Annotated in this window: 19 protein-coding genes; 10 read left to right on the forward strand and 9 right to left on the reverse strand. The window is 53.2% G+C overall.

Annotated elements, in window-relative coordinates; genetic code table 11:
* Positions 1 to 5 precede the first annotated feature (5 nt).
* Positions 6 to 332, forward strand: a complete 327-nt coding sequence (locus GOW31_RS04245; protein WP_171168111.1) for a hypothetical protein — start codon at positions 6 to 8, stop codon at positions 330 to 332.
* A 742-nt stretch (positions 333 to 1,074) separates the two neighbouring features.
* Here GOW31_RS04245 and GOW31_RS04250 read toward each other — a convergent pair.
* Both GOW31_RS04250 and GOW31_RS04255 read right to left on the reverse strand, forming a co-directional pair.
* On the reverse strand, positions 1,075 to 2,418 hold the full coding sequence (locus GOW31_RS04250) for a hypothetical protein (RefSeq protein ID WP_171168114.1): 1,344 nt from the start codon (positions 2,416 to 2,418) through the stop codon (positions 1,075 to 1,077).
* Complete coding sequence (locus GOW31_RS04255) at positions 2,418 to 5,930, reverse strand: DEAD/DEAH box helicase (protein WP_171168116.1); 3,513 nt, start codon at positions 5,928 to 5,930, stop codon at positions 2,418 to 2,420. Before GOW31_RS04255 ends, GOW31_RS04250 begins: the two co-directional genes overlap by 1 nt.
* A 443-nt stretch (positions 5,931 to 6,373) precedes the next feature.
* Between GOW31_RS04255 and GOW31_RS04260 the strand changes: the two genes are divergently transcribed.
* The 3 genes from GOW31_RS04260 (at position 6,374) to GOW31_RS04270 (ending at position 8,811) form a co-directional block, all read left to right on the forward strand.
* The gene (locus GOW31_RS04260; RefSeq protein WP_254441633.1) at positions 6,374 to 7,297 is read left to right on the forward strand and encodes an ArdC family protein; all 924 of its coding nucleotides are present in this window, start codon (positions 6,374 to 6,376) and stop codon (positions 7,295 to 7,297) included.
* 811 nt (positions 7,298 to 8,108) lie between these two features.
* Positions 8,109 to 8,408, forward strand: a complete 300-nt coding sequence (locus GOW31_RS04265) for a hypothetical protein (RefSeq protein ID WP_171168119.1) — start codon at positions 8,109 to 8,111, stop codon at positions 8,406 to 8,408.
* A 4-nt stretch (positions 8,409 to 8,412) separates the two neighbouring features.
* Entirely contained in the window at positions 8,413 to 8,811 is a 399-nt protein-coding gene (locus tag GOW31_RS04270) for a hypothetical protein (RefSeq protein ID WP_171168121.1), read from the forward strand.
* On the opposite strand, the gene GOW31_RS04275 is transcribed toward GOW31_RS04270, so the two are convergent.
* Both GOW31_RS04275 and GOW31_RS04280 read right to left on the reverse strand, forming a co-directional pair.
* Positions 8,808 to 9,008 carry a hypothetical protein gene (locus GOW31_RS04275; protein WP_171168123.1) on the reverse strand — a complete coding sequence of 67 codons (201 nt, stop codon included), beginning with the start codon at positions 9,006 to 9,008 and terminating at the stop codon, positions 8,808 to 8,810. The two genes, GOW31_RS04270 and GOW31_RS04275, sit on opposite strands and share 4 nt — an antisense overlap.
* 188 nt (positions 9,009 to 9,196) lie before the next feature.
* Positions 9,197 to 9,376 (reverse strand): hypothetical protein, encoded by a 180-nt coding sequence (locus GOW31_RS04280; protein ID WP_171168125.1) that lies wholly within the window; start codon positions 9,374 to 9,376, stop codon positions 9,197 to 9,199.
* Between the two features lie 523 nt (positions 9,377 to 9,899).
* On the opposite strand from GOW31_RS04280, the gene GOW31_RS04285 reads away from it, so the two are divergent.
* A complete protein-coding gene (locus GOW31_RS04285; RefSeq protein WP_171168127.1) occupies positions 9,900 to 10,136 on the forward strand; it encodes a hypothetical protein in 237 nt (78 codons plus the stop codon).
* A complete protein-coding gene (locus tag GOW31_RS04290) occupies positions 10,133 to 10,651 on the forward strand; it encodes a hypothetical protein (RefSeq protein WP_171168129.1) in 519 nt (172 codons plus the stop codon). Before GOW31_RS04285 ends, GOW31_RS04290 begins: the two co-directional genes overlap by 4 nt.
* A gap of 6 nt (positions 10,652 to 10,657) precedes the next feature.
* On the opposite strand, the gene GOW31_RS04295 is transcribed toward GOW31_RS04290, so the two are convergent.
* From GOW31_RS04295 to GOW31_RS04310, 4 genes are all read right to left on the reverse strand, one after another.
* A complete protein-coding gene (locus GOW31_RS04295; RefSeq protein ID WP_171168131.1) occupies positions 10,658 to 11,083 on the reverse strand; it encodes a hypothetical protein in 426 nt (141 codons plus the stop codon).
* Between the two features lie 96 nt (positions 11,084 to 11,179).
* Positions 11,180 to 11,407 (reverse strand): hypothetical protein, encoded by a 228-nt coding sequence (locus GOW31_RS04300; protein WP_171168133.1) that lies wholly within the window; start codon positions 11,405 to 11,407, stop codon positions 11,180 to 11,182.
* A 23-nt stretch (positions 11,408 to 11,430) separates the two neighbouring features.
* Positions 11,431 to 12,795, reverse strand: a complete 1,365-nt coding sequence (locus GOW31_RS04305; RefSeq protein ID WP_174834726.1) for a relaxase/mobilization nuclease domain-containing protein — start codon at positions 12,793 to 12,795, stop codon at positions 11,431 to 11,433.
* Entirely contained in the window at positions 12,792 to 13,199 is a 408-nt protein-coding gene (locus tag GOW31_RS04310; RefSeq protein ID WP_217356609.1) for a hypothetical protein, read from the reverse strand. Before GOW31_RS04310 ends, GOW31_RS04305 begins: the two co-directional genes overlap by 4 nt.
* A 588-nt stretch (positions 13,200 to 13,787) precedes the next feature.
* On the opposite strand from GOW31_RS04310, the gene GOW31_RS04315 reads away from it, so the two are divergent.
* Positions 13,788 to 14,120, forward strand: a complete 333-nt coding sequence (locus GOW31_RS04315; RefSeq protein ID WP_171168135.1) for a hypothetical protein — start codon at positions 13,788 to 13,790, stop codon at positions 14,118 to 14,120.
* A 55-nt stretch (positions 14,121 to 14,175) separates the two neighbouring features.
* Here the strand turns inward: GOW31_RS04315 and GOW31_RS04320 are convergent, their stop codons facing one another.
* Positions 14,176 to 14,745, reverse strand: coding sequence for a DUF882 domain-containing protein (locus GOW31_RS04320; RefSeq protein WP_171168137.1), 570 nt, complete (start codon positions 14,743 to 14,745; stop codon positions 14,176 to 14,178).
* A 351-nt stretch (positions 14,746 to 15,096) separates the two neighbouring features.
* On the opposite strand from GOW31_RS04320, the gene GOW31_RS04325 reads away from it, so the two are divergent.
* Genes GOW31_RS04325 through GOW31_RS04335 form a run of 3 tightly spaced genes read left to right on the forward strand, consistent with a single transcriptional unit; the run spans position 15,097 to position 18,120 of the window.
* The gene (locus GOW31_RS04325; RefSeq protein WP_171168139.1) at positions 15,097 to 16,704 is read left to right on the forward strand and encodes a L,D-transpeptidase family protein; all 1,608 of its coding nucleotides are present in this window, start codon (positions 15,097 to 15,099) and stop codon (positions 16,702 to 16,704) included.
* 34 nt (positions 16,705 to 16,738) lie between these two features.
* The gene (gene lpxD, locus GOW31_RS04330; protein WP_171168141.1) at positions 16,739 to 17,830 is read left to right on the forward strand and encodes a UDP-3-O-(3-hydroxymyristoyl)glucosamine N-acyltransferase; all 1,092 of its coding nucleotides are present in this window, start codon (positions 16,739 to 16,741) and stop codon (positions 17,828 to 17,830) included.
* 32 nt (positions 17,831 to 17,862) lie between these two features.
* On the forward strand, positions 17,863 to 18,120 hold the full coding sequence (locus tag GOW31_RS04335) for an acyl carrier protein (protein ID WP_152458003.1): 258 nt from the start codon (positions 17,863 to 17,865) through the stop codon (positions 18,118 to 18,120).
* Positions 18,121 to 18,124 lie beyond the last annotated feature (4 nt).

The raw sequence follows: 18,124 nt of genomic DNA on the forward strand, positions 1-18,124 counted from the left end.
AGAATATGAAGAAAGCTGGAAGCGCCGTTTCGATGATGGCATTTGTTTTGTTGGCAGGCTGCGATGAATTGAGTACCCAAGAAGGTCAGGCCATCTTAAACGAAAGCCTGTATGGAGCCGTTCAAGCAGCAACTTCAAGGGGAGCGAGTGATGGTGGGTGTCGGTTTGTACCAACGATCTCAATGATTTCATCTATTCTTGCGCTAAAGAACCCTTTGCTGGGAGCCGCCGACCCAATCGCTCGCGCGATCTGTGATGGAGTGAATGGAACTGGCGGAGAGTCTGCTGGTAGCGTTCAGGGCATTCCACTCGACGGCTTCTTCCTCCAATAGATATCTTGTGTGCGCCGCTGCTCAGGTACTACATCATAGCTCTATAGCGTAGAGATCGTGGACTTCCTTGTTCTGGATGCGCAGATATTCGAGCGTTTGTGCCTGCGTAGCGTGGCTATAGGCAGCCGTGAGCAAGGGCCGGGCTCGCTGATGATAGCCTCACGTCTTTCGAAGGCTGTGTGAGCCGAAGTTCTGCCCGCCTACATCGGCCTCAAGGCACCAATTCTTGATGTGCAAGATGTGTGCGTGGTACTACCACACACATCTTGGCAAGGGGGCCCGCTCCGAAACTTCGTTCCTGCGCGCCCCCGTTGCATCCCCCCGGCCAGTGGCTCGGATCAGGGCATAAAGCCCCTCCCAGAGCCACATAGAACGTATCCCCGTTCAATCAGTCGTTGGGCTTGGAGACGTGCCTCTCCACCAACACCGAACCATGCACAAACGGCTGCCCGTTTGACCACCAATCAGGGTAGCCTTCGAGCTCCCAACCGATACCCCCATGAGGATTTCATCCAGATCATTTCATGAAGACCAACCTTCCTCAGATTGGATGCGCGCCATTTTGTCAAACATGGATCATGATCAAAGGACCTATCACCGCCCGTTGAAACCAGCTCACAGGACTTGGAGAGAGTGACTTCTCCACCTGCACCGAACCAAACACAATCGACGGAACGATTGATCCTCCGCTTGAACATTATATGGCCTACGGATTCCCAAACCACTATTTATCTTCATCCAGTTATTCGGTAGGCCGTGTTAGTTCGAATACCAACTCAAATCCTAGCTCATTAGGGAACCGTTCATGCATAAGCTTGGCCTTTGTCTCGCCATTACTGATCTGGAACGGCTGGCGTTCTTCCAGCTTCGCGAATACCTCTTCAATCTTGGCTCGTGGTATCGCTCGTTTTGCAAGCAGCTGCGACAGCCTTGAAAACTCGTCCAGGGCCTCTTGCTTGACGAACTCATCCCGAAAGTGGCCGCGCAACTTGATTTGAGTAACCAGCCCTTCGATGCCAAGAAATGAATAGTTGGCTGTGCTTGGCAAAAGCGCGTCATCCAGCTCTTTCGAAGTTACTCCGCACCACCATTCTTCACCATCATAGCCAGAATGGTAGTCTCCGGTTCTCATTCCTTCTTCGGCTAGAAATTCGCGTGCTGCGTGCGGACTCCAACCTTCTTCGTCGCTCACATCAGGAGGGTTTTCCGTGTCGCGTTCGTGTTGAAGAATTTCACGGATGATTGCATCCACATCATTCTTTTCCTTTGCAGGTTTGATGTGAAATTGGCGAGTTGCGCGCCTCAATAGCCACGGTCGAAGAAGAAATGTTAGAAAGAAACGCTTCTTCGCATAGGCCTTTAAGTCGCTGGATTGGAATGTTTTCTGGTCGATTTGAATTCGCGCGCTTTCAATATGCGAATAACAATGAATCAGATAGAAAAACGGAATCGACCCTATGGTTAAATAGATCGGTAAACAGAAGGTTCTAAACGTTGTAGTCGTGAAAAAGTCTTTTGGTTCCGCCCAAATTTGAGAGATCGAATTCCAGAATACAACAATGGCGAAAACAGCTAGCAACCACGTCATTAAGTTATTCACGGCGGAATGTTCTGGATCGCGCTCTGATACTGCCGCGAGCAGCGCGACAACAGTGACAATGGGTGTCAGAACCAGCTCGGCTGGAAGGCTGAATGTCTTGGCGACATACAAAAACTCCAGCAGGGCAGTTCCGCTGAGCACCGATGTTGCATATCCTCGAAAATGTTGTGTGCCTTCTTTTGCATCAAACGCGCGAAATAAAAGCGGCAAACCGCCAACAAAATACCAGACTACGGTTGGCGTGATCAGCGCGTTTGTCCATAAACCCAGACTAATATCCAACCAAGCCAGAAGAGCTACAAAACCTGCATATCCAAGAAACAGAACTCGAAGCTTCGGAGCCGCTGCCGCTTTGATGATGCCGCCGATGCCGTTGCGAACGTCCTTTTTCAGAAAAAGAAGGGAAAAAACCAGCGTGAGCCAAAACGCTCCAGCGAGTTCCCGATTGTTAAAGTTTTCAGTGAGCCAGGGCCAAATTCCTGCCATCAGGGATTACTCGCACTCGCGCCATCCGGCAGATAGCGATCCAGCGCCGCGAACACGCCCGCGTTTTTCCAAAGCTGGCGGTTGCCGATCACGTATAGTGATGTCTGCGCACGTGTAACGGCAACGTTTACAAGGTTTGGCCTGCTGCCCGCCCAATTGCGCGCGCCGTTTTGTGATGATCCTTGCGCGCCGAGCACAAAGAACACTGTGCTGGCTTCGCGCCCCTGAACGGTATGAACAGTGCCGACATGCTCCCATACCCACGCATTCGGGTTGTTCGTCCACCCATCTAGTACGCCGCTTCGCAGCAGTTCTTGCCGCAAGTTATTCTGCACGATGACAAAGGGTGTGACGATGTAAAGATCAGAGTTTTCGCCAGCATCCCGTAGCTTCCGCAGCAGATCAATCAGTACAGTAGCTTCATCGGCACACCATTTATCCGGCCCCGGCTTTCCAACCACGTTGATCCAACTGGAACGTCCTAGGACGGGAGCATTACTTGACGGCTTTTTGGCCTGCACCATCAGGTTCGCGTAGGCGATCTCATTGGAAATTTCGAACATGGGGCTATCACAGCGCCGATGCACCAGAAGCGGCGCGCCGACATCTCTGTGTCCGCTTCCTATAGGAAAGCGGGCGCAATACATGCTGGCTGCATCGGCCACCGTTTGTACTGATGCCTCGGGGGCATTGAATTTCAGCGGATCAATCCCGAAGAACCCACAAATTTCCTCGGTCAAGCTGTTGGGAAGTGTCACAACAGGTTCGATCTGCAAGGGATCACCAACGACTACCGAGTTCTTCGTTCTGATCATTGCGCCGACCGCCGCTTGCGGAAGTGCCTGGCCCGCTTCATCGACCAGCAACCAGCCGAGTGCTTCTGCCGGAAGGCGAGAGAGCATGCGATGGACCGAAGCGAAGGTCGTTGAGACAACAGGCACAACAAGAAAGAACGATGCCCACATATCTGCGATCAAAGCGTCTTTCTGCGGCGTGCCCAGCGAGCGCGTGCCGAACGATTCAACGAAAATCGAGAGATTTTGCCTGATCGGATCGGCGGCGCAGTCAATAAAGGCGCGGTGCAGCGCAATGGCAGTCTCAAAGACCAGATCACGCTCGCGGTTGGCGGTTTCATCAAACCACACATTGGCAATCTGAATGTCTTCATGAGCCAGAGCAAAGAAGTCGGCATCCGGCATTGGAACATTGAGACCGTTCTTGGCAGCTTTGATTTCGTCTCTTAATTGCGCCTCTTCGGTTTGCAACGCCGTGATTTTCGATTTCGCTTCGTCAGTGATCCTTTGTTTTGTCGAAAGCTGGCTCCGCAGGTTGTCAAACGCCGTTCTGTTGGCATCTGTGACGGTCTTTTCACTAGCAACCTTCGCTGTTAGTTCATCGAAGCGCCTTTGCCAGTCTCTAAAGCGGCTGGTTCGAAACAATCGTGCAAAAAAGCCTGGCCGCCCCGCATAGTGAGCGCCTCGATCACGCTCGCTCCCTCTATGGATTTCATCTGCCTGCCGAAATTCTTCCTGCGCCCGTTTTGTCGAAGCTGAAAGCGCTTCAAGTTCTTCTTCATGTTTCGGTTGTTCTGCGTGCAGATCATCCAGCGCGTTTGCGATTTCAACAAGCCGAACAAGACCCTTGTGCAAATCTTGAAGCATGCTTCGAGTTTTCTGGGAAGTCTTGAGCGCTTGCAGGAATTCCTTGCGAGCGTTGTCCCAGCGTAGCTGTGCTTCGCGCGCGTTTGCGGGCGGCTTCTCGGCATCCACGATTTCGCGGTTTCGCTTTATGGGCGGGCCGTCATCTTGCGGCTCCGAGACGATCTGAGGCAAGCCGCTGGCATGGTTCAAATAGGTGGAAAGGCCATTTTCTTCATCGCGCCAGAAGGCTTGAGAAAATAGGTATCGGTTCGATGAATTTCCGAGAACCGCCGCTATGATCCCCCAAGTATCACGCTCCAACACCTTGTCAGAAATGCTCTTGAAGTATCTCAATTCGGGCGCATCTTCTGCGATGGCCTCCAGCGCGGGCAACTCGGCGCTGACGTTCTCAACCGCTTTGTTGTTTGATGATGCAACGACCATCTCGAAGCCCTTCAAACGCTCATCAAGCTTGTGCAGGGTGATTTTTGCGCCGCTTCTTTGAAGGCTCTGGTTTGTTGGGGTGAAGGCGCTAGCAGGTTTTTTGAGCTCGCACATGATCTTGGCACGCTCGATAAGCCTTGCTGCCACAACATCCCGCAGCAAGGTTGTCTTCCCCGTTCCCGGCGGTCCATTAACCGCCAATACCCCTGTTTCCATCAGGCGCTTGTCGGTGGCGTTGACAGCGGCTTGCTGCAACAAAGCCAATGGATAGCGGCCTTTGCCCGGCCAGCGCCCAAGCGGCGATAGCGCAGGTTGAAGAAGATGCTGCAAGCCCGCATCATTTTCCAACAGGTCTGTTTGCCTTGGCGGCTTGGCAATGCCCAGATAGTGTTTCAGTGCATGAGGAAGAGCGCCGCTGCTTTCCATGGTTCGGGCAAGCGCCAGATCTTCCAGAAAGAATGAATTCAGCAATCCAGGCTCGGGCGGTGTCTTGCTGGCAAAAAACTCATAGCGCCGAAGCGCAAAATATGGGGCCTTGATTTCATGACCAGCAAGATTCAATGCCTGCACCAGATGATCAAACAACTCCGCAATGTGCTTTTTGGATAGAGGAATGACATCATCATTGCGGTCGCGTCTGATCAGCCGTTTTTTGAACTCGCCCATCAATTGCTTTTCTTGATGTGGCCAGTCCGCCAATGCTTTCAGATCACCTTGAAGCGCGATGGGAACGCCCCAGGCAAAGCTGGAAATTGCGGCAGACGTATCTTCTTCCAGCGGTCTGCCTTCTTTATCAAGCAAAACACTGGCTATCGGGCAAAAGCCCTTCATGCTTGGCTTATCTGGCCGATTGTCGGAATAGAGCTTCAGAAGCTCTTCTACGGCGGGTGCAAGGGCGATAGCGCCTAGGATAAGCTCATAATACAGGCGCTTCTTTGGCCGTGATCTCTCACCGAGTTCCCAAGGCAAGTCTCTTTCATCGAAACGGGCAATTCTTGAGGTATCGCCAGCAGCCAAATCCGCTTCGCGCTTGTATCCTTGGGGTGAGAGAACTTCGAGTGCTGTCCAGGCACGCAAAATATCCTGCGGAGAATTCTCGACAGGTGGTTTTGGACCTAGATCACTGCGCTTCAACGTCATTTGCTTGACGGTCGGTTGAACGGGGGCAGGCTGGGCAGGTGTTTCGGCCTTCGGCTCCACCTTACCTCTGGTGCTTGGTTCTTTGATGTTCGTCTTGGTTTTGGGTGCAGCCTTTGGCGTGCTTTCATTTGCGGCAAGCACCTTGCTTTTCAGGGTAAGCGCCCGCTGCGTATTTCGAAATCCAAGCTCAGCTTTCAGATTGGTCAGAACAGCGGCATCAACACTGTTTTGAGCGAATAGTGCTTCCAGCTCTTTAATTGATTTATTAAAATATGGTCTGCTCGGCATTTCTTATTCTCGTTACTATTAAACCTCAACTTATCATGGTGTTAGGCATTCGTTGAGTATTTTCTGGGTGGCATCGTCATGCGATATTGCACACCAGTTATTGTCACGTTTGGGTGTCGGCATACAACCTACACAACGTATATTTTTAGGGAGTTTTGGGGCACACCCTTCGGGTCGGGCTGTCGTGAACCGAGTCCACCTTTGGTGGTCTCGGCCCTGCGGCTTCCATCCCTTGCGCTACCATTGCCAGCCGTGAACGGCTAACCCTTCTTCTTTTCGTTTGGGGCCTTGCAGGCCCGTCCTCCGTCAAGACCAAGCCCTCCGCTACGGCGTCGGGCGAAAGTCATGGCCGTGGCTCGGCTACGCCTGCGCCCGCACCCCTCCATGTCTTTCGGTCTGGACGGCCGTCCCCCCGCTCATTGGCGCGGGCCTAGTCCGGTTGCATGCGCAACCGAGCTTTCAAAGGAAGGAAAAAGCCAATGAGACTAGATACTTATCAAAAAGTAACCGACAAGATTATTGCTGATCTGGAACAAGGCGAGTTGTCATGGCTCAAGCCTTGGAAAGCTGGAAACCTTGACAGCAAATTCACAAAACCCTTGCGGCACAACGGCGTGCCCTACAACGGGATCAATATTCTAATGCTTTGGGGCGCCGCCGTGGAAGCGGGTTATCACTCCCCGTTCTGGATGACGTTCAAGCAGGCCAAAGAACTTGGCGCACACGTCAAGAAGGGCGAGCGCGGAAATCTGGTCGTTTATGCCAACACGATCACCAAGCTAGAGTCGCAGGGCGACGGGTCAGAGGAAGAGCGAAAAACCCCCTTCATGAAGGGATACAGCGTGTTCAACGTCGAGCAGATCGAAGGCTTGCCCGAGCATTACTATTCAAAGCCCGAGCTGATTATTGATCCCGCCGCACGGATCAGCCACGCGGAAGAATTCTTCGCAAACACTCGCGCAGATATCCGTCATGGCGGCAACAGCGCCCATTATGCTGGTGGGAGCGATCATGTGCAGATGCCGCATTTCGAGACGTTCAAAAGCCCCGAAAGTTACTACGCCACGCTTGCCCACGAGCTGACACACTGGACGAAGCACGAGAGCCGACTTGATCGCGAATTCGGGCGCAAGAAATGGGACGATGAAGGTTACGCCCGCGAAGAACTGGTTGCTGAACTTGGCGCGGCATTTCTTTGTGCCGATCTGGAATTGACGCCCGAGCCCGGCACCGATCACGCCGCTTACATTCAAAGCTGGCTCAAGGTCTTGAAGGAAGACAATCGGGCAATCTTCAGCGCCGCCGCTCATGCGCAGCGCGCTTTCTACATGGCTTACAGCCTGTCACCGAGGAAAGCCGAGTGGTAGGAGTCGCCGCATAGCAGCGGCTCCAAGCCAATCTAAAATACTTGCTGGCCTCTCGGCCAACTGATCCTTTTGGCGCAGAGGGCAGGAAGGATTGATCAATACGCGCTTGGAGACATCTGCAAAGTCAGAAAAAAACGTGCCACCAATGAAGAGTTATCAGATTGACTCATGCTCCTTCGCACGCAACGCTACCTAAGGAAAAAGTTGATCGCATGGTGCTCGTATGCCGAAGTATTTGAATAGACAGATTACAGAAAGAAGCGTCTTTTCCCTACTCCTATTTTTCATGGGCTCAGTTGCTGTCCATGGGCAAGCCACGAGTTACGAGCCTTTCCAGGACGCCTATCGTGGCAATGACGCTCATTTTTCGCATTGGTCCAGTCGGACTGAAGGTGAAGGCGGTGGCGCAACGCTCAAATATGCAATCTGCAATCATGACAGTGATGAAGCACTGATTTATCAGTGGCCTGAACCGCGAATAGCCTCGGGTCCGCGTGGTGCAATTCCTCCATTTCGGTGCCATGCGATATCAAGAACAGCGGCCTTCGCTGAGGACACTGAGGGCAGTATCTTGTTCACACAAGCGGGCTTTACTCATAGGGCTTCTGCTTACGTTTCGATACCGGACCAAATAGCCGATTGGCCGCGAGTAATAAGATCGACGGCGCAAGTATTTTTCTTCAGGGAGGGATATGAACAACCTTCTCTTGCAGACTTGACGATAATTGAGGCGTCCACTGGAGAAGGAGTTTTCTATCATATTAACTTTGGATTGGAGCCAGCAGTTCAGATCCTCTATGGAGTAGATCACATGGATGAAGAAGCAATATCAAGGTTTATCGAATTTGCTAAGGAAAACCGGTATGACGCGACGCTAACGGTGCCAGCCGAAGTGCTGACAGAAGAGAGTTTGAGCTATATTGATGACGGTAGAAGAAATGCGCCAGTATTGTCGATAACCCGCAGAGAGGATGCTGGTGGGCCTCTCCAGTTTAGAACCGTACAAGAAGTCTTTGGTTCAGCTGAAAACTTCATCAACATAATTGATGCACAAGGAAATTTAATTGTTGATGCAGCAATAGCATCCATACTTTCGCGACCTCCACGGTAAACTCATGAAAGATTTTCTCGAAAAATACTTTGAACAGATCGGCTGGCTAATCTCGTTGTTAGTGGCATGGCTAGCGCCAAAATTCACCGCTCCGATTGGCGTAGTGCTACCATTTGCACTATTTGCCGCTATAGGTGTGTTGGGAGGTTTCCTGCTTGGCAGCATGCATGCAAAAGGAAGGGCATTCACAGGGATGAGCGAAGGTATGATTAATTTGTGTTCCCTTGGAGTAGTCTTCGTCTCGGCATGTATATACTTCCCGATACTCACATATGTAGGCACGCCAACTATTTTCATGGAGGTCGCTGAAGCAGCTCCTTACTTTATTGGCCATATAGCAATAGGGGTACTAATTTACTTTGGCTACAAACACGGTGCAGAATTCATAATTAGTAAGTTCTAATTGGGCTCTTGCGAACTCGGTTCGATTAAGCATTCTTTAAATTCATCTGCGGTCATGCTTCCGGGTGTTTCTACTGCGCAGTCGCTTTCTTTTTGAAAAATCCAGTTAGGGCGTATAGGTTCATTGGTAAATTCAACAATTGCAGCAAAAGCAACCGCTCCGGCAAATAGTCCGCTAATCTTCAATTTAATGTTCATCTTTCCTCGCTTGAAGTGAGGATAGTAAAAGAAATTCTATTTAAAGTCAACGTGATAAGCGTATAACTATATTTGAAAGATTCCACTATCTAGACGCATTTCTGATGAATAGCTATTTCGAAAGTTTGAATTGCTCCAAGTGCGGCGCTCTGTGAAGAAGCGGCCAGCCTGACGGCTGACCGCGTGCGTTAGAGCTTGGGTGTTCGAACCGCCAGCTCATCTTCGATATTGCGCATACTCAACAGAGCATCTTGGCGCTGCTGGCTTCCGCGCGGAGCGGCGGCGAAGGCATTGAAGGCTTCGCTCAGAAGTCCGTGCAATTCCGCCGTGCTGCGGGATGCCGCTTCAAATCGTGAGACGAGTTTCATAACCATCCTCCTTTGTTTCAAGGAGGCCCCGAACCGTTCAGGGCCTTTCGGCCCCACGCACACCATCATTGGCCAATGAAGGCGCTGATGGGTCGGGGAACGACTTGGAGCGATGGAAAGAAGCGCATGAAATGCGGCGTCATCGGTTTGAATGGGATCACCGCGAAGGCGGTATTAATACGGCTCGATGGCAGCAGGCTTCGGAGGTGTTTGCCCGCCCGCGAGTGATGCCAGCGTCGCTTTACTTTAGATGTGGATTGTCGAAGTCGGGCATAGATCGGCACGCTCTAACGAGCGCGGCCAAGTCAGGTCTGGCCGCTCATTTCTTGGCTGTCTGGTCCCCTTCGCATCGAAGTGGCTTGCGCTGATTGCCCCAAAATCCCTGACCGAATGCGGCTCAGTCTTCAATGTCCTGCCCGCACCACCTGGCTTCGCCAGCCGTGTTGAACATGAACCCTGATCCTTTGCCTTCGTCCGAACGGGAGGGCGTTAGCAAGCCAACTTAGAAGCAAAGGAGAAAACCATGGCACGCGAAAACACGAACCAAAGTCTGAACCTGAACGCGCCTGACTATCTGGCGTGGCACGTCACGCAGAAAGGCGAAAAATCTTACTGGAACAAAGTCGGAGCCCCTTGGCAGCACAAAGACGGGCGAGGCTACACAATCCAACTCGAAACCTGCCCGATCAATGGCCGCATCGTCCTTCGTCTCCCGCTGGAAGATGCCCCCGAAACATCAAACGACGCGGGGCGTTCATGAGCGCCCCCATCGAGCCCAAGGAGTACCGCGTCGATCCTTCACGCCTTGCTTCTGGAACATGGTGCCATACGCGGGATCGCTGTGTCGGCGAAGGCGATATCGCGGCATCCTACAGCGCCGACAAGATCGGTCTGGAAGGAAAAGTACGGAAACCGTTTGTCTGGCAGAATTCACTTTGGGTCTGCACTGGCACTCACTACCAAGGCGATGGAAAATCCGCCGAAGCTTATCAGCTCATGCCTGAGCGCTTCTTTGATGGCGTACTTACGACCTACAGTGAAGTTGCAATGTGCCCAACGAACAACGTATCAAACCCGAGGGCTTTTATCACGGCATGCGTGTCCGTCATGGAAAACAAGGCTGCGTTCTTGTCGGACCGAAAGCAATATTTCTGCCGAAGAAGGATAGTGAGATGCTCAAATAAGCCGACTTATTTGATGCGCTCTAGAAAAAAGCGCCGCAGAAACACGCGGCGCTTTCTTCGATCTGGACTGGCTCATTGTGCGCTAGTCTAGATCAAGCTATTGAAAAGTATAGGTAAATATAGATTTTCGCGGTGGGAACTCGGGAAGTTCTTCACTTGCTTCATCTTTGGAAAGTATGACTTTCTCTTCCAAGACGCACCCTTCGTCATCGAGTATGGCGCGATATTCCCCTTCTTCGTCGCCTTTGTAGAAGGTGCTCACTGTCGCCACTGTATTTCCGTTGGTATCGACTTCAGCGTGAATCTGTCTGATTTGAAAACCACTTCCATTTTCAAGAGGAATGAAATCCAAACAAGGCAGAACAAAAAAGCGTTCGCCGCCTTCATCAATCCATCCGGTTAGGTGTGCGGTATTAATCGCCACCTTCTCATTATTCTCAACCAGCTGTGGCAGAACCGGAATATCAAATTCTTCGGCTATCAAGTCTAAATCCGTTACACCTTCAAAATCACTGTCACTCATTACAATTCTCCAAAGAATAATTATATAACTTTGGAGAAAACAGAGCAAATTTTCGGCATATTTTGCTGTTTTTTCAAATGCCTAGCACTACTTGATCTAGAGTGGGCCATTGTCGTCATCATCATACCAATCTTCGCGGTGCGCCGATGGCTTGAATTTCGGCACAAGTACATCGGGCTTTTTCAAGCGTGCATGAGCCAGCCTGATTGTGAGGCGGAGGGTATCTTCCGCCTTCAACCTGAAATGCTCGCGCAAATCATTGAGAAGATGAGCGTGTTTCTCATCTAGATTCAGCATGAAGGTTTGTCGTAGTTCTTGTCGCATGGGCGACCTCCTTATCGTTTGGGTTAAAACTCTCGGCTCCGATCATTGCCGCGCCCTCGGGTGCGTTCGCGTTGCCGCTGGCGCTGACGGTTTCCGCCCTGGCGGGAGCGCTCGCGCATCTTCGTCTTGGCTTGCTCTTCGCTCTGGTTGCGTTTGGCGAGGCTGGGGACATCGCCTCGCTTCATGGCGACGTAGGCCGCAATCTCCTTGCGGATTTGCATGATTTCTTGAGCGCGGGTCTCGCGCATCTTTCGAACAGCGTCTTGCAGGCGCTGGCGCTCATCAAGCTGACGCGCCACAAGTGCATCTTTCTCGGCGCGGTCACGCTGCCATGAGCGCAGCGCCTCCATTTCGTTCTGATCCTTGATCTTGGAAAGCTTGCCCGTGAGGCGGCTCCAAATGCCGCTGAATCCTTTCGGCAGACGTGCCGTACGCACCAATTGCTCGCGCTTTTCGCGCGCGGCAATACGTGAATATTCAGCATTGCGCTCTGCGCCATGTCGCGCCTTCATTTGCTGGCGCTTATGCTCAATAGCAGGCGAGGCGCGTTTGTAGCCGTCATCGACCTCCCGAATGTAGGTCTTGAGCTTATCGGTCATGCGGCTGGCGATATGCGTCTTTGTCTCCTGCACAGATGGCAGAAAGTCGGCATCGGGGATGCGCTCGCGCACGTCCTTGGCCTTCACGCCCGACCAACGTGAAAGCGAGAAAATCTCGCCGCGCACATCGACCGCAACCACGCCGCGCCGATCACCTTGCGCAAGAAAGAAGCCTTTTTCTTCGAGAGCAGCCTTCAGAGCATCGGTGCCGTCAGAGCTCTTCCAGCACTCCTGAATAGCCGCCTTAATAAGCTTGGGGTCTTGCTTGGAGCGCTGCGCTTGTTGCCATTCGCTCCGCGAATAGTTCAACGGATTGCGCATGGAACGGTCGATCATGCCCTTGGGCATGTCCCATCCGTGCTGAAGGTACAGATCGCGAGACACATCCATAAGCTTCTGCTTGTAGAAACTCATGTTCTTCGCTCGCATCTCATCGGTGTCGATGCGGCTCCAGACGGCGTGTGCGTGTCGCCGTCCGTCCTTCTCATGGAAAACCAGGGCACGGGCGTGATCGCCCAGTTCGAGCTTACGCTCGATTTGACCGATAGCCCGCTCGAAATCTTCGCGGCTGACTTGTGCGCCTTCGGGCGGATTCAGACTCATGGAGAATAGATGCTTTTTGCACTTGGTTTGACCTGCGATGGCATCCAGCTCTTCGAAGGCCTCATTCAGATCATCGCTGACGAACCCGCGCAGATCATACAGCTCGACATGTTCGTTATCCCGCATCGAAAGCAGATAGCTTGCGAGTTGGCGTGCATTGCCGCGTTCTTTGGCTTTGAGAATCATGGCGCGCCTCCATCCTTGAGGGCATCCATCAACGCATCGCGCATGTCTTTAACAGCGCGGCAAGCATCTTGAATCTCGGCTTCGGTTTCGGGGGTCACAGGCAGAGCGCCCATGTTCACCGCTCTGGCAAGCTGGTTCAGGTTCTGCGAAAGGCGGCTCTTGCCAAGTTCACCCAGAGCACGGCCAACAGCTTGTCCATCGCAGGCAGGCGTTTTGCTGCGGCGCACACCAGTTCGCGCCTCATCGAAGAGCACAGCCTTGATATACGCGCCAAGAGGCTCGCCCGCTGCCATGTTTTTGAGCGCGGTCTTTTCCTCGAAGCTCAGATGCAGCGAGAAGGGGGCATCCCGTTTCTTGGGGGAGGCGGCTGCTACCGCATTGAAACCACGTTCCGAAATGCTCATCACCGCACCCCGGATCGTTGTCCTGAGTTACGGTGTTGGAGTTTTCAATTGCGCGGAGATGGCGCTCCCACTCTTCAAGAACGTCGAACAGAGAGTTCGAACATTCTCCTACAGAGCGCGCCACCATCGCCATATTTCTAAGGCTTTTTGGCAAAACAGGAACTTCTGCGCCGAATTGGCAGAAGTTCGCGGGCCACATGGCCGTCGCTAATGAAGGACAAGGGTCCTGCGCTGGTCCGAGGATATGCCGCAGAATAGCGTCATTCAACATCTGACCGGCCAGGAATTCTTTTGCTTTCGCGTTCTCGGTTTCCAGCGCCCGAAGCATCTTTGCTTCCAACAGTTCCAACCCGCATCTGCTGTTGAAACTACGAAAGGTGTCCTGGCTGATCCCCTCTCGGGATATTTTCAACGCGAATACCCTTTCGGGCCATGGACAGTGTCTGCACGCCTTCGTTTTTCGCCCGCCTGCCACCGCCCTATTAATCCTGACAATCATTTTGAGGCTTAACCCCTCAAGCAGTGTTTTTTTTGATGTACACTTTCCGAACGAGGCTGGCGCGCGTCAGCTCAAATGGAGGAAGGAATGTGAAAGTCATCTCTTCAAATAAGAAGCTGATAATCGTTGTCGTGATTGTAGCACTATTGGGTAGCGCGATTACCGGGGTTTCGGCTTCAAGCGTTTTAGGATGGATCGTGGTCGCCGTAATTCTGGCGTTTATCCTTGGAAAGCTGACCGATGATGAAGAACTCGAAAGCGATGATGATTCAGAAAGCGACAATGCTTCCGGTTCCAGTGTTCCCACTGACGTCGGTGATGAAAAGTCTCGTGAGACCAGCAATTCCACTGCGGCGACAGCATCCAGCAATGACACCGGAGGCGGTGATGCCGGTGGCGGAGGGGGAGACGCGGGGATGTAACTGGCCGCCCCAGTCAAACCCCTGTCATATAAGCGGAGAGCGTGAAGTCGCTGTCTTACCCGCGCCAGGTGCGGACGACACCGCAGTCCATATGCACGAAATTGGACCTGTAATATTGACCGACACCGCCGGCCCGGCATGACATAGCAGCCTTAGCCATCTGCGAGACGGAGCGGGAAGACAGGCGCAGGTCTGCCGCTTGTCCCTTCATATGAAGCGACTTCCGGGCGACGCCGCGAGAGCGGGCGCGGAGCATGGCGTTGGTCTGGGGGGAGCGATAGCCCGACAGCAACATGTAAGGTTCGTTGACATCCAGAAGGTTGTGTGATGCCGCCATGATATCAATCGTGCGTAAATCGATGGACTTAACGTGATCCGTACGCCAATCGCGCATGAAATGGTTCACTTCTTTGACAGCGTCCTTGATATATTTACCATCGACCCAATAAATCATGTCCAACCGTTCGCCCGTGCGACCGGAATACATGCGAATGCGACGGATATCGCCGCCGCCGCGCAAAAAGCCTGCTGCTTTGGAGTAGGTGGGTGCTGCTGCGACTGCTGTTGCTGCAAACGCACCCAATAGGGCACGTCGGGTCAAGCCCGAGGAACTGCTCTTGGTCATTTTGGTTCGTCCCGTACTGTTCCTGCCTGCGCACGATGTTACGCGCGCTGTCTTAATTTTTTCCCATCCCAGATGCGGAATTTATGACACAATCGGATTCGACGGCCAAGAAGTGTTTCATAGTCACCTTTTCAAGGGGGAATTTTCGGCAGATTTTTGCGCAAATGTCACAGCCGAGCGCAGAATAGTTGCAGGTGTGAACTGCGCATCACCGGGCCGATGCAAACGCGCATCAGGCGACAATAGAAGCAATTCGGTAAGGAATTTGTGAATAGACAAGTCTGCGCAGTCAAACTCATAGTTGTTCGACGCACGTATCACCAACCAAGCCATTGATTCTAAGGCCATCCAATGCTTTCTGTTTTCCGAACCCGTACCAGTATCCTGCTTGCCGCCTGTTTTGCGGCCACTGCCAGTATGGCAAACACCACTTCTGAACCTGCGCACAACACGGCGTTTCAGATGGCCGTTGCAGAACATACCCCACGGGACTCGCAGATCGCAGAGTTTTACCGGACAAACGGGTTTTCGCCGATTTGGGTGGGTGAATCCGATGAGCATATGCAACGCCGGGCCGCATTGATCCAGGCACTGTCACATGCGCATCTGCACGGTCTGCCGCAGGCTGATGCCACTGTTTCATCCTTGATTCAGAAAATGCAGGATGCACGCTCGACACGCGACCTTGGCGCCGTTGAGGCTGAACTGAGCAGGGTTTTCGTAGAGTTTGCCGACGCATTGTACTCGGGTTTTCTTCGGCCCGGAAACATCGACGACGGACTTGTTCGGTCGGTGGATCGTCGCAGCGCGGCCGAGCATCTGAACGCCCTGAACACACATGGCGCCGCGTATTTTGCGCAATTGGCTCCTCAAACCCTTCAGTACCGGGCTCTTATGAAGCAGAAACTGGCGCTACAGGATTTGGTAGATCAAGGCGGTTGGGGGGCAACTGTCCCGGAAACCAAGCTAGAATACGGTGATACCGGGCCCAATGTCGTGAAGCTTCGCAATCGGCTGGTGTTGATGGGCTACATGAAACCATCGGCCAGCCCGTCTTTCGACGCCGTGCTGCTGGAAGGTGTCAGGGCCTTTCAAATCGCGCATGGATTGGAACCCGATGGCGTTGCAGGTAAGGGCACGATTGCCGAGTTGAATCGCCCGGCCGTGGACCGGCTCAAGGCTGTTTATGTCGCTCTGGAACGGGAACGCTGGTTGCCTCGGGAACGCGGCGCGCGTCATATTCTTGTCAACCAGACAGATTTTTCGGCAAAGATCGTGGATGACGGGCAAGTCACGTTTGAAACCCGTGCGGTGATCGGCAAGAACACGCATGATCGCCGCAGCCCAGAGTTCTCGGATGTGATGGAACATATGGTGATAAACCCCAGCTGGTATGTTCCGCGCTCGATCATCACCAAGGAATACCTGCCGAAGCTGAAAGCCAACCCCAACGCGGTCGGTCATATCCAGATCACGGACAGCAGGGGGCGGCAGGTCAATCGCGGGGCGGTTGATTTCAATCAGTTCACCGCGCGAAGCTTTCCTTTTGCGATGCGCCAGCCGCCCAGCAAAAGCAATGCTTTGGGGCTGGTCAAGTTCATGTTCCCCAACAAGTACAATATCTATCTGCATGATACGCCTCAGAAAAGCCTGTTCGCGCGTGAGGTGCGGGCGTTCTCGCACGGCTGCATCCGACTGGCTCAGCCTTTCGAGTTTGCTTATGCATTGCTGGCCAAACAGGAAGAGGACCCCAAAGCATTCTTTCATCGTGTTCTGAACACAGGAAAGGAAACCAAGGTCGATTTGGAGCAAAAAGTTCCGGTCCACCTGATCTATCGAACGGCATATGTCGGTCCAAAAGGCGAGGTGCAGTATCGCCGCGATGTCTATGGCCGGGACCGCAAGATTTGGGAGGCCCTACAAAAGGCAGGGGTGGCCCTGCCGGACGTTCAGGGTTAAGCACAGGGCAAATCCTGCCAAAAGGAAGCCCGAGATGCAGTTTACCATTCAGCAAATCGCCGACGCTTTGGGTGCCGAATGCCAAGGCGATGGTGGCCTGACGATCGTGCGGGCGGCCGAGCCGGGCGATGCCGGACCAACAGATCTGGCCATGGCCATGTCACCGAAATTCGCCGAAGCGCTTTCGAAAGGGGACGCGCGCGCCGCCGTTCTGTGGGAAGGCGCGGATTGGCAGGCCATGGGGTTGCGAGCGGCCATTTTCGTGAAGCGTCCGCGCATGGCGATGGCGGGGATCACCGCAATGCTGGATCGCGGGCAAGGGATTGAACCGGGCATTCACCCTTCCGCAGTGATCGATCCAACGGCCGAAATTGGACCAGATGTGGCGATAGGACCTCTGACTGTTGTTGGTGCTCGGGCGCGAATAGGTTCGGGCTCGGTCATCGGTGCACACTGCGTGGTGGGAATGGACGCCATTCTTGGCGAACAGGCCCTGTTGCGCGAAATGGTTAGTATTGGCGCGCGCGCACAAATCGGGGATCGATTCATCGCGCAACCCGGTGCAAGGATTGGCGGCGACGGGTTCAGTTTCGTAACGCCCGAGGTCTCTGGCGCTGAGCGCGCCCGCGAAACGTTGGGTGATCAAGGGGACGCCAAGGCGCAAAGCTGGCTTCGTATTCACTCTTTGGGCGCGGTTGAGATCGGTGACGATGTCGAGGTTGGCGCCAATTGCACCGTCGATAATGGAACCATCCGCAACACGCGGATCGGTAACGGCACCAAGCTGGATAATCTTGTCCATGTCGGGCACAACACCCGCGTCGGGCGGGATTGTCTGTTGTGCGGTCAGACGGGTGTGTCCGGCTCGGTCGAGATCGGCAACAACGTTGTTCTGGGTGGCCAGACCGGAGTGGTCGACAATATCTTCATAGGGGACGGCGTCATTTCGGGTGGGGGCACGAAGATTCTGTCAAATGTGCCCGCCGGGCGCGTCATAATGGGGTATCCGGGCATCAAAATGGAGACCCATACCGATGTCTACAAGGCGCAGCGGCGACTGCCCCGAATGGCACGCGACGTTGAGGCACTGAAAAAGGCTGTTTTCAAACAGACCCCAAGCGATTAAATCATCGTCAAACTGAAAATCAGGGGATCGACATGAGCATCAGCGACCGCGTCATCGCAATCATTGCAGAGCAGGCCGTGCTGGAGCCATCGGATGTGACGCCCGAAAGCACGCTGGAAGATCTGGGAATCGACAGCCTTGGTCTGGTCGAAAGTATTTTCGCCATCGAGGAAGAGTTCGACATTTCAATTCCGTTCAACGCCAACGAACCCGAGGCCAACGATTTTGACATATCCAATGTCGCTGCGATCATTGCCGGGATCGAAAAGCTCGTGTCGGAAAAGGTCTGACTGA

It is taken from the genome of Ruegeria sp. HKCCA0370, from assembly GCF_013033705.1.
GTDB lineage: Bacteria > Pseudomonadota > Alphaproteobacteria > Rhodobacterales > Rhodobacteraceae > Ruegeria.

Coding starts and splice junctions, on each gene's coding strand:
- GOW31_RS04295 (WP_171168131.1), bottom strand. CDS start 11,083: ATGAGTGACAGTGATTTTGAAGGTGTAACGGATTTAGACTTGATAGCC.
- GOW31_RS04320 (WP_171168137.1), bottom strand. CDS start 14,745: ATGACCAAGAGCAGTTCCTCGGGCTTGACCCGACGTGCCCTATTGGGT.
- GOW31_RS04325 (WP_171168139.1), top strand. CDS start 15,097: ATGCTTTCTGTTTTCCGAACCCGTACCAGTATCCTGCTTGCCGCCTGT.
- GOW31_RS04255 (WP_171168116.1), bottom strand. CDS start 5,930: ATGCCGAGCAGACCATATTTTAATAAATCAATTAAAGAGCTGGAAGCA.
- GOW31_RS04270 (WP_171168121.1), top strand. CDS start 8,413: ATGAAAGATTTTCTCGAAAAATACTTTGAACAGATCGGCTGGCTAATC.
- GOW31_RS04260 (WP_254441633.1), top strand. CDS start 6,374: ATGCGCAACCGAGCTTTCAAAGGAAGGAAAAAGCCAATGAGACTAGAT.
- GOW31_RS04310 (WP_217356609.1), bottom strand. CDS start 13,199: ATGAGCATTTCGGAACGTGGTTTCAATGCGGTAGCAGCCGCCTCCCCC.
- GOW31_RS04265 (WP_171168119.1), top strand. CDS start 8,109: ATGGATGAAGAAGCAATATCAAGGTTTATCGAATTTGCTAAGGAAAAC.
- GOW31_RS04275 (WP_171168123.1), bottom strand. CDS start 9,008: ATGAACATTAAATTGAAGATTAGCGGACTATTTGCCGGAGCGGTTGCT.
- GOW31_RS04300 (WP_171168133.1), bottom strand. CDS start 11,407: ATGCGACAAGAACTACGACAAACCTTCATGCTGAATCTAGATGAGAAA.
- GOW31_RS04335 (WP_152458003.1), top strand. CDS start 17,863: ATGAGCATCAGCGACCGCGTCATCGCAATCATTGCAGAGCAGGCCGTG.
- GOW31_RS04245 (WP_171168111.1), top strand. CDS start 6: ATGAAGAAAGCTGGAAGCGCCGTTTCGATGATGGCATTTGTTTTGTTG.
- GOW31_RS04305 (WP_174834726.1), bottom strand. CDS start 12,795: ATGATTCTCAAAGCCAAAGAACGCGGCAATGCACGCCAACTCGCAAGC.
- lpxD (WP_171168141.1), top strand. CDS start 16,739: ATGCAGTTTACCATTCAGCAAATCGCCGACGCTTTGGGTGCCGAATGC.
- GOW31_RS04280 (WP_171168125.1), bottom strand. CDS start 9,376: ATGAAACTCGTCTCACGATTTGAAGCGGCATCCCGCAGCACGGCGGAA.
- GOW31_RS04285 (WP_171168127.1), top strand. CDS start 9,900: ATGGCACGCGAAAACACGAACCAAAGTCTGAACCTGAACGCGCCTGAC.
- GOW31_RS04250 (WP_171168114.1), bottom strand. CDS start 2,418: ATGGCAGGAATTTGGCCCTGGCTCACTGAAAACTTTAACAATCGGGAA.
- GOW31_RS04290 (WP_171168129.1), top strand. CDS start 10,133: ATGAGCGCCCCCATCGAGCCCAAGGAGTACCGCGTCGATCCTTCACGC.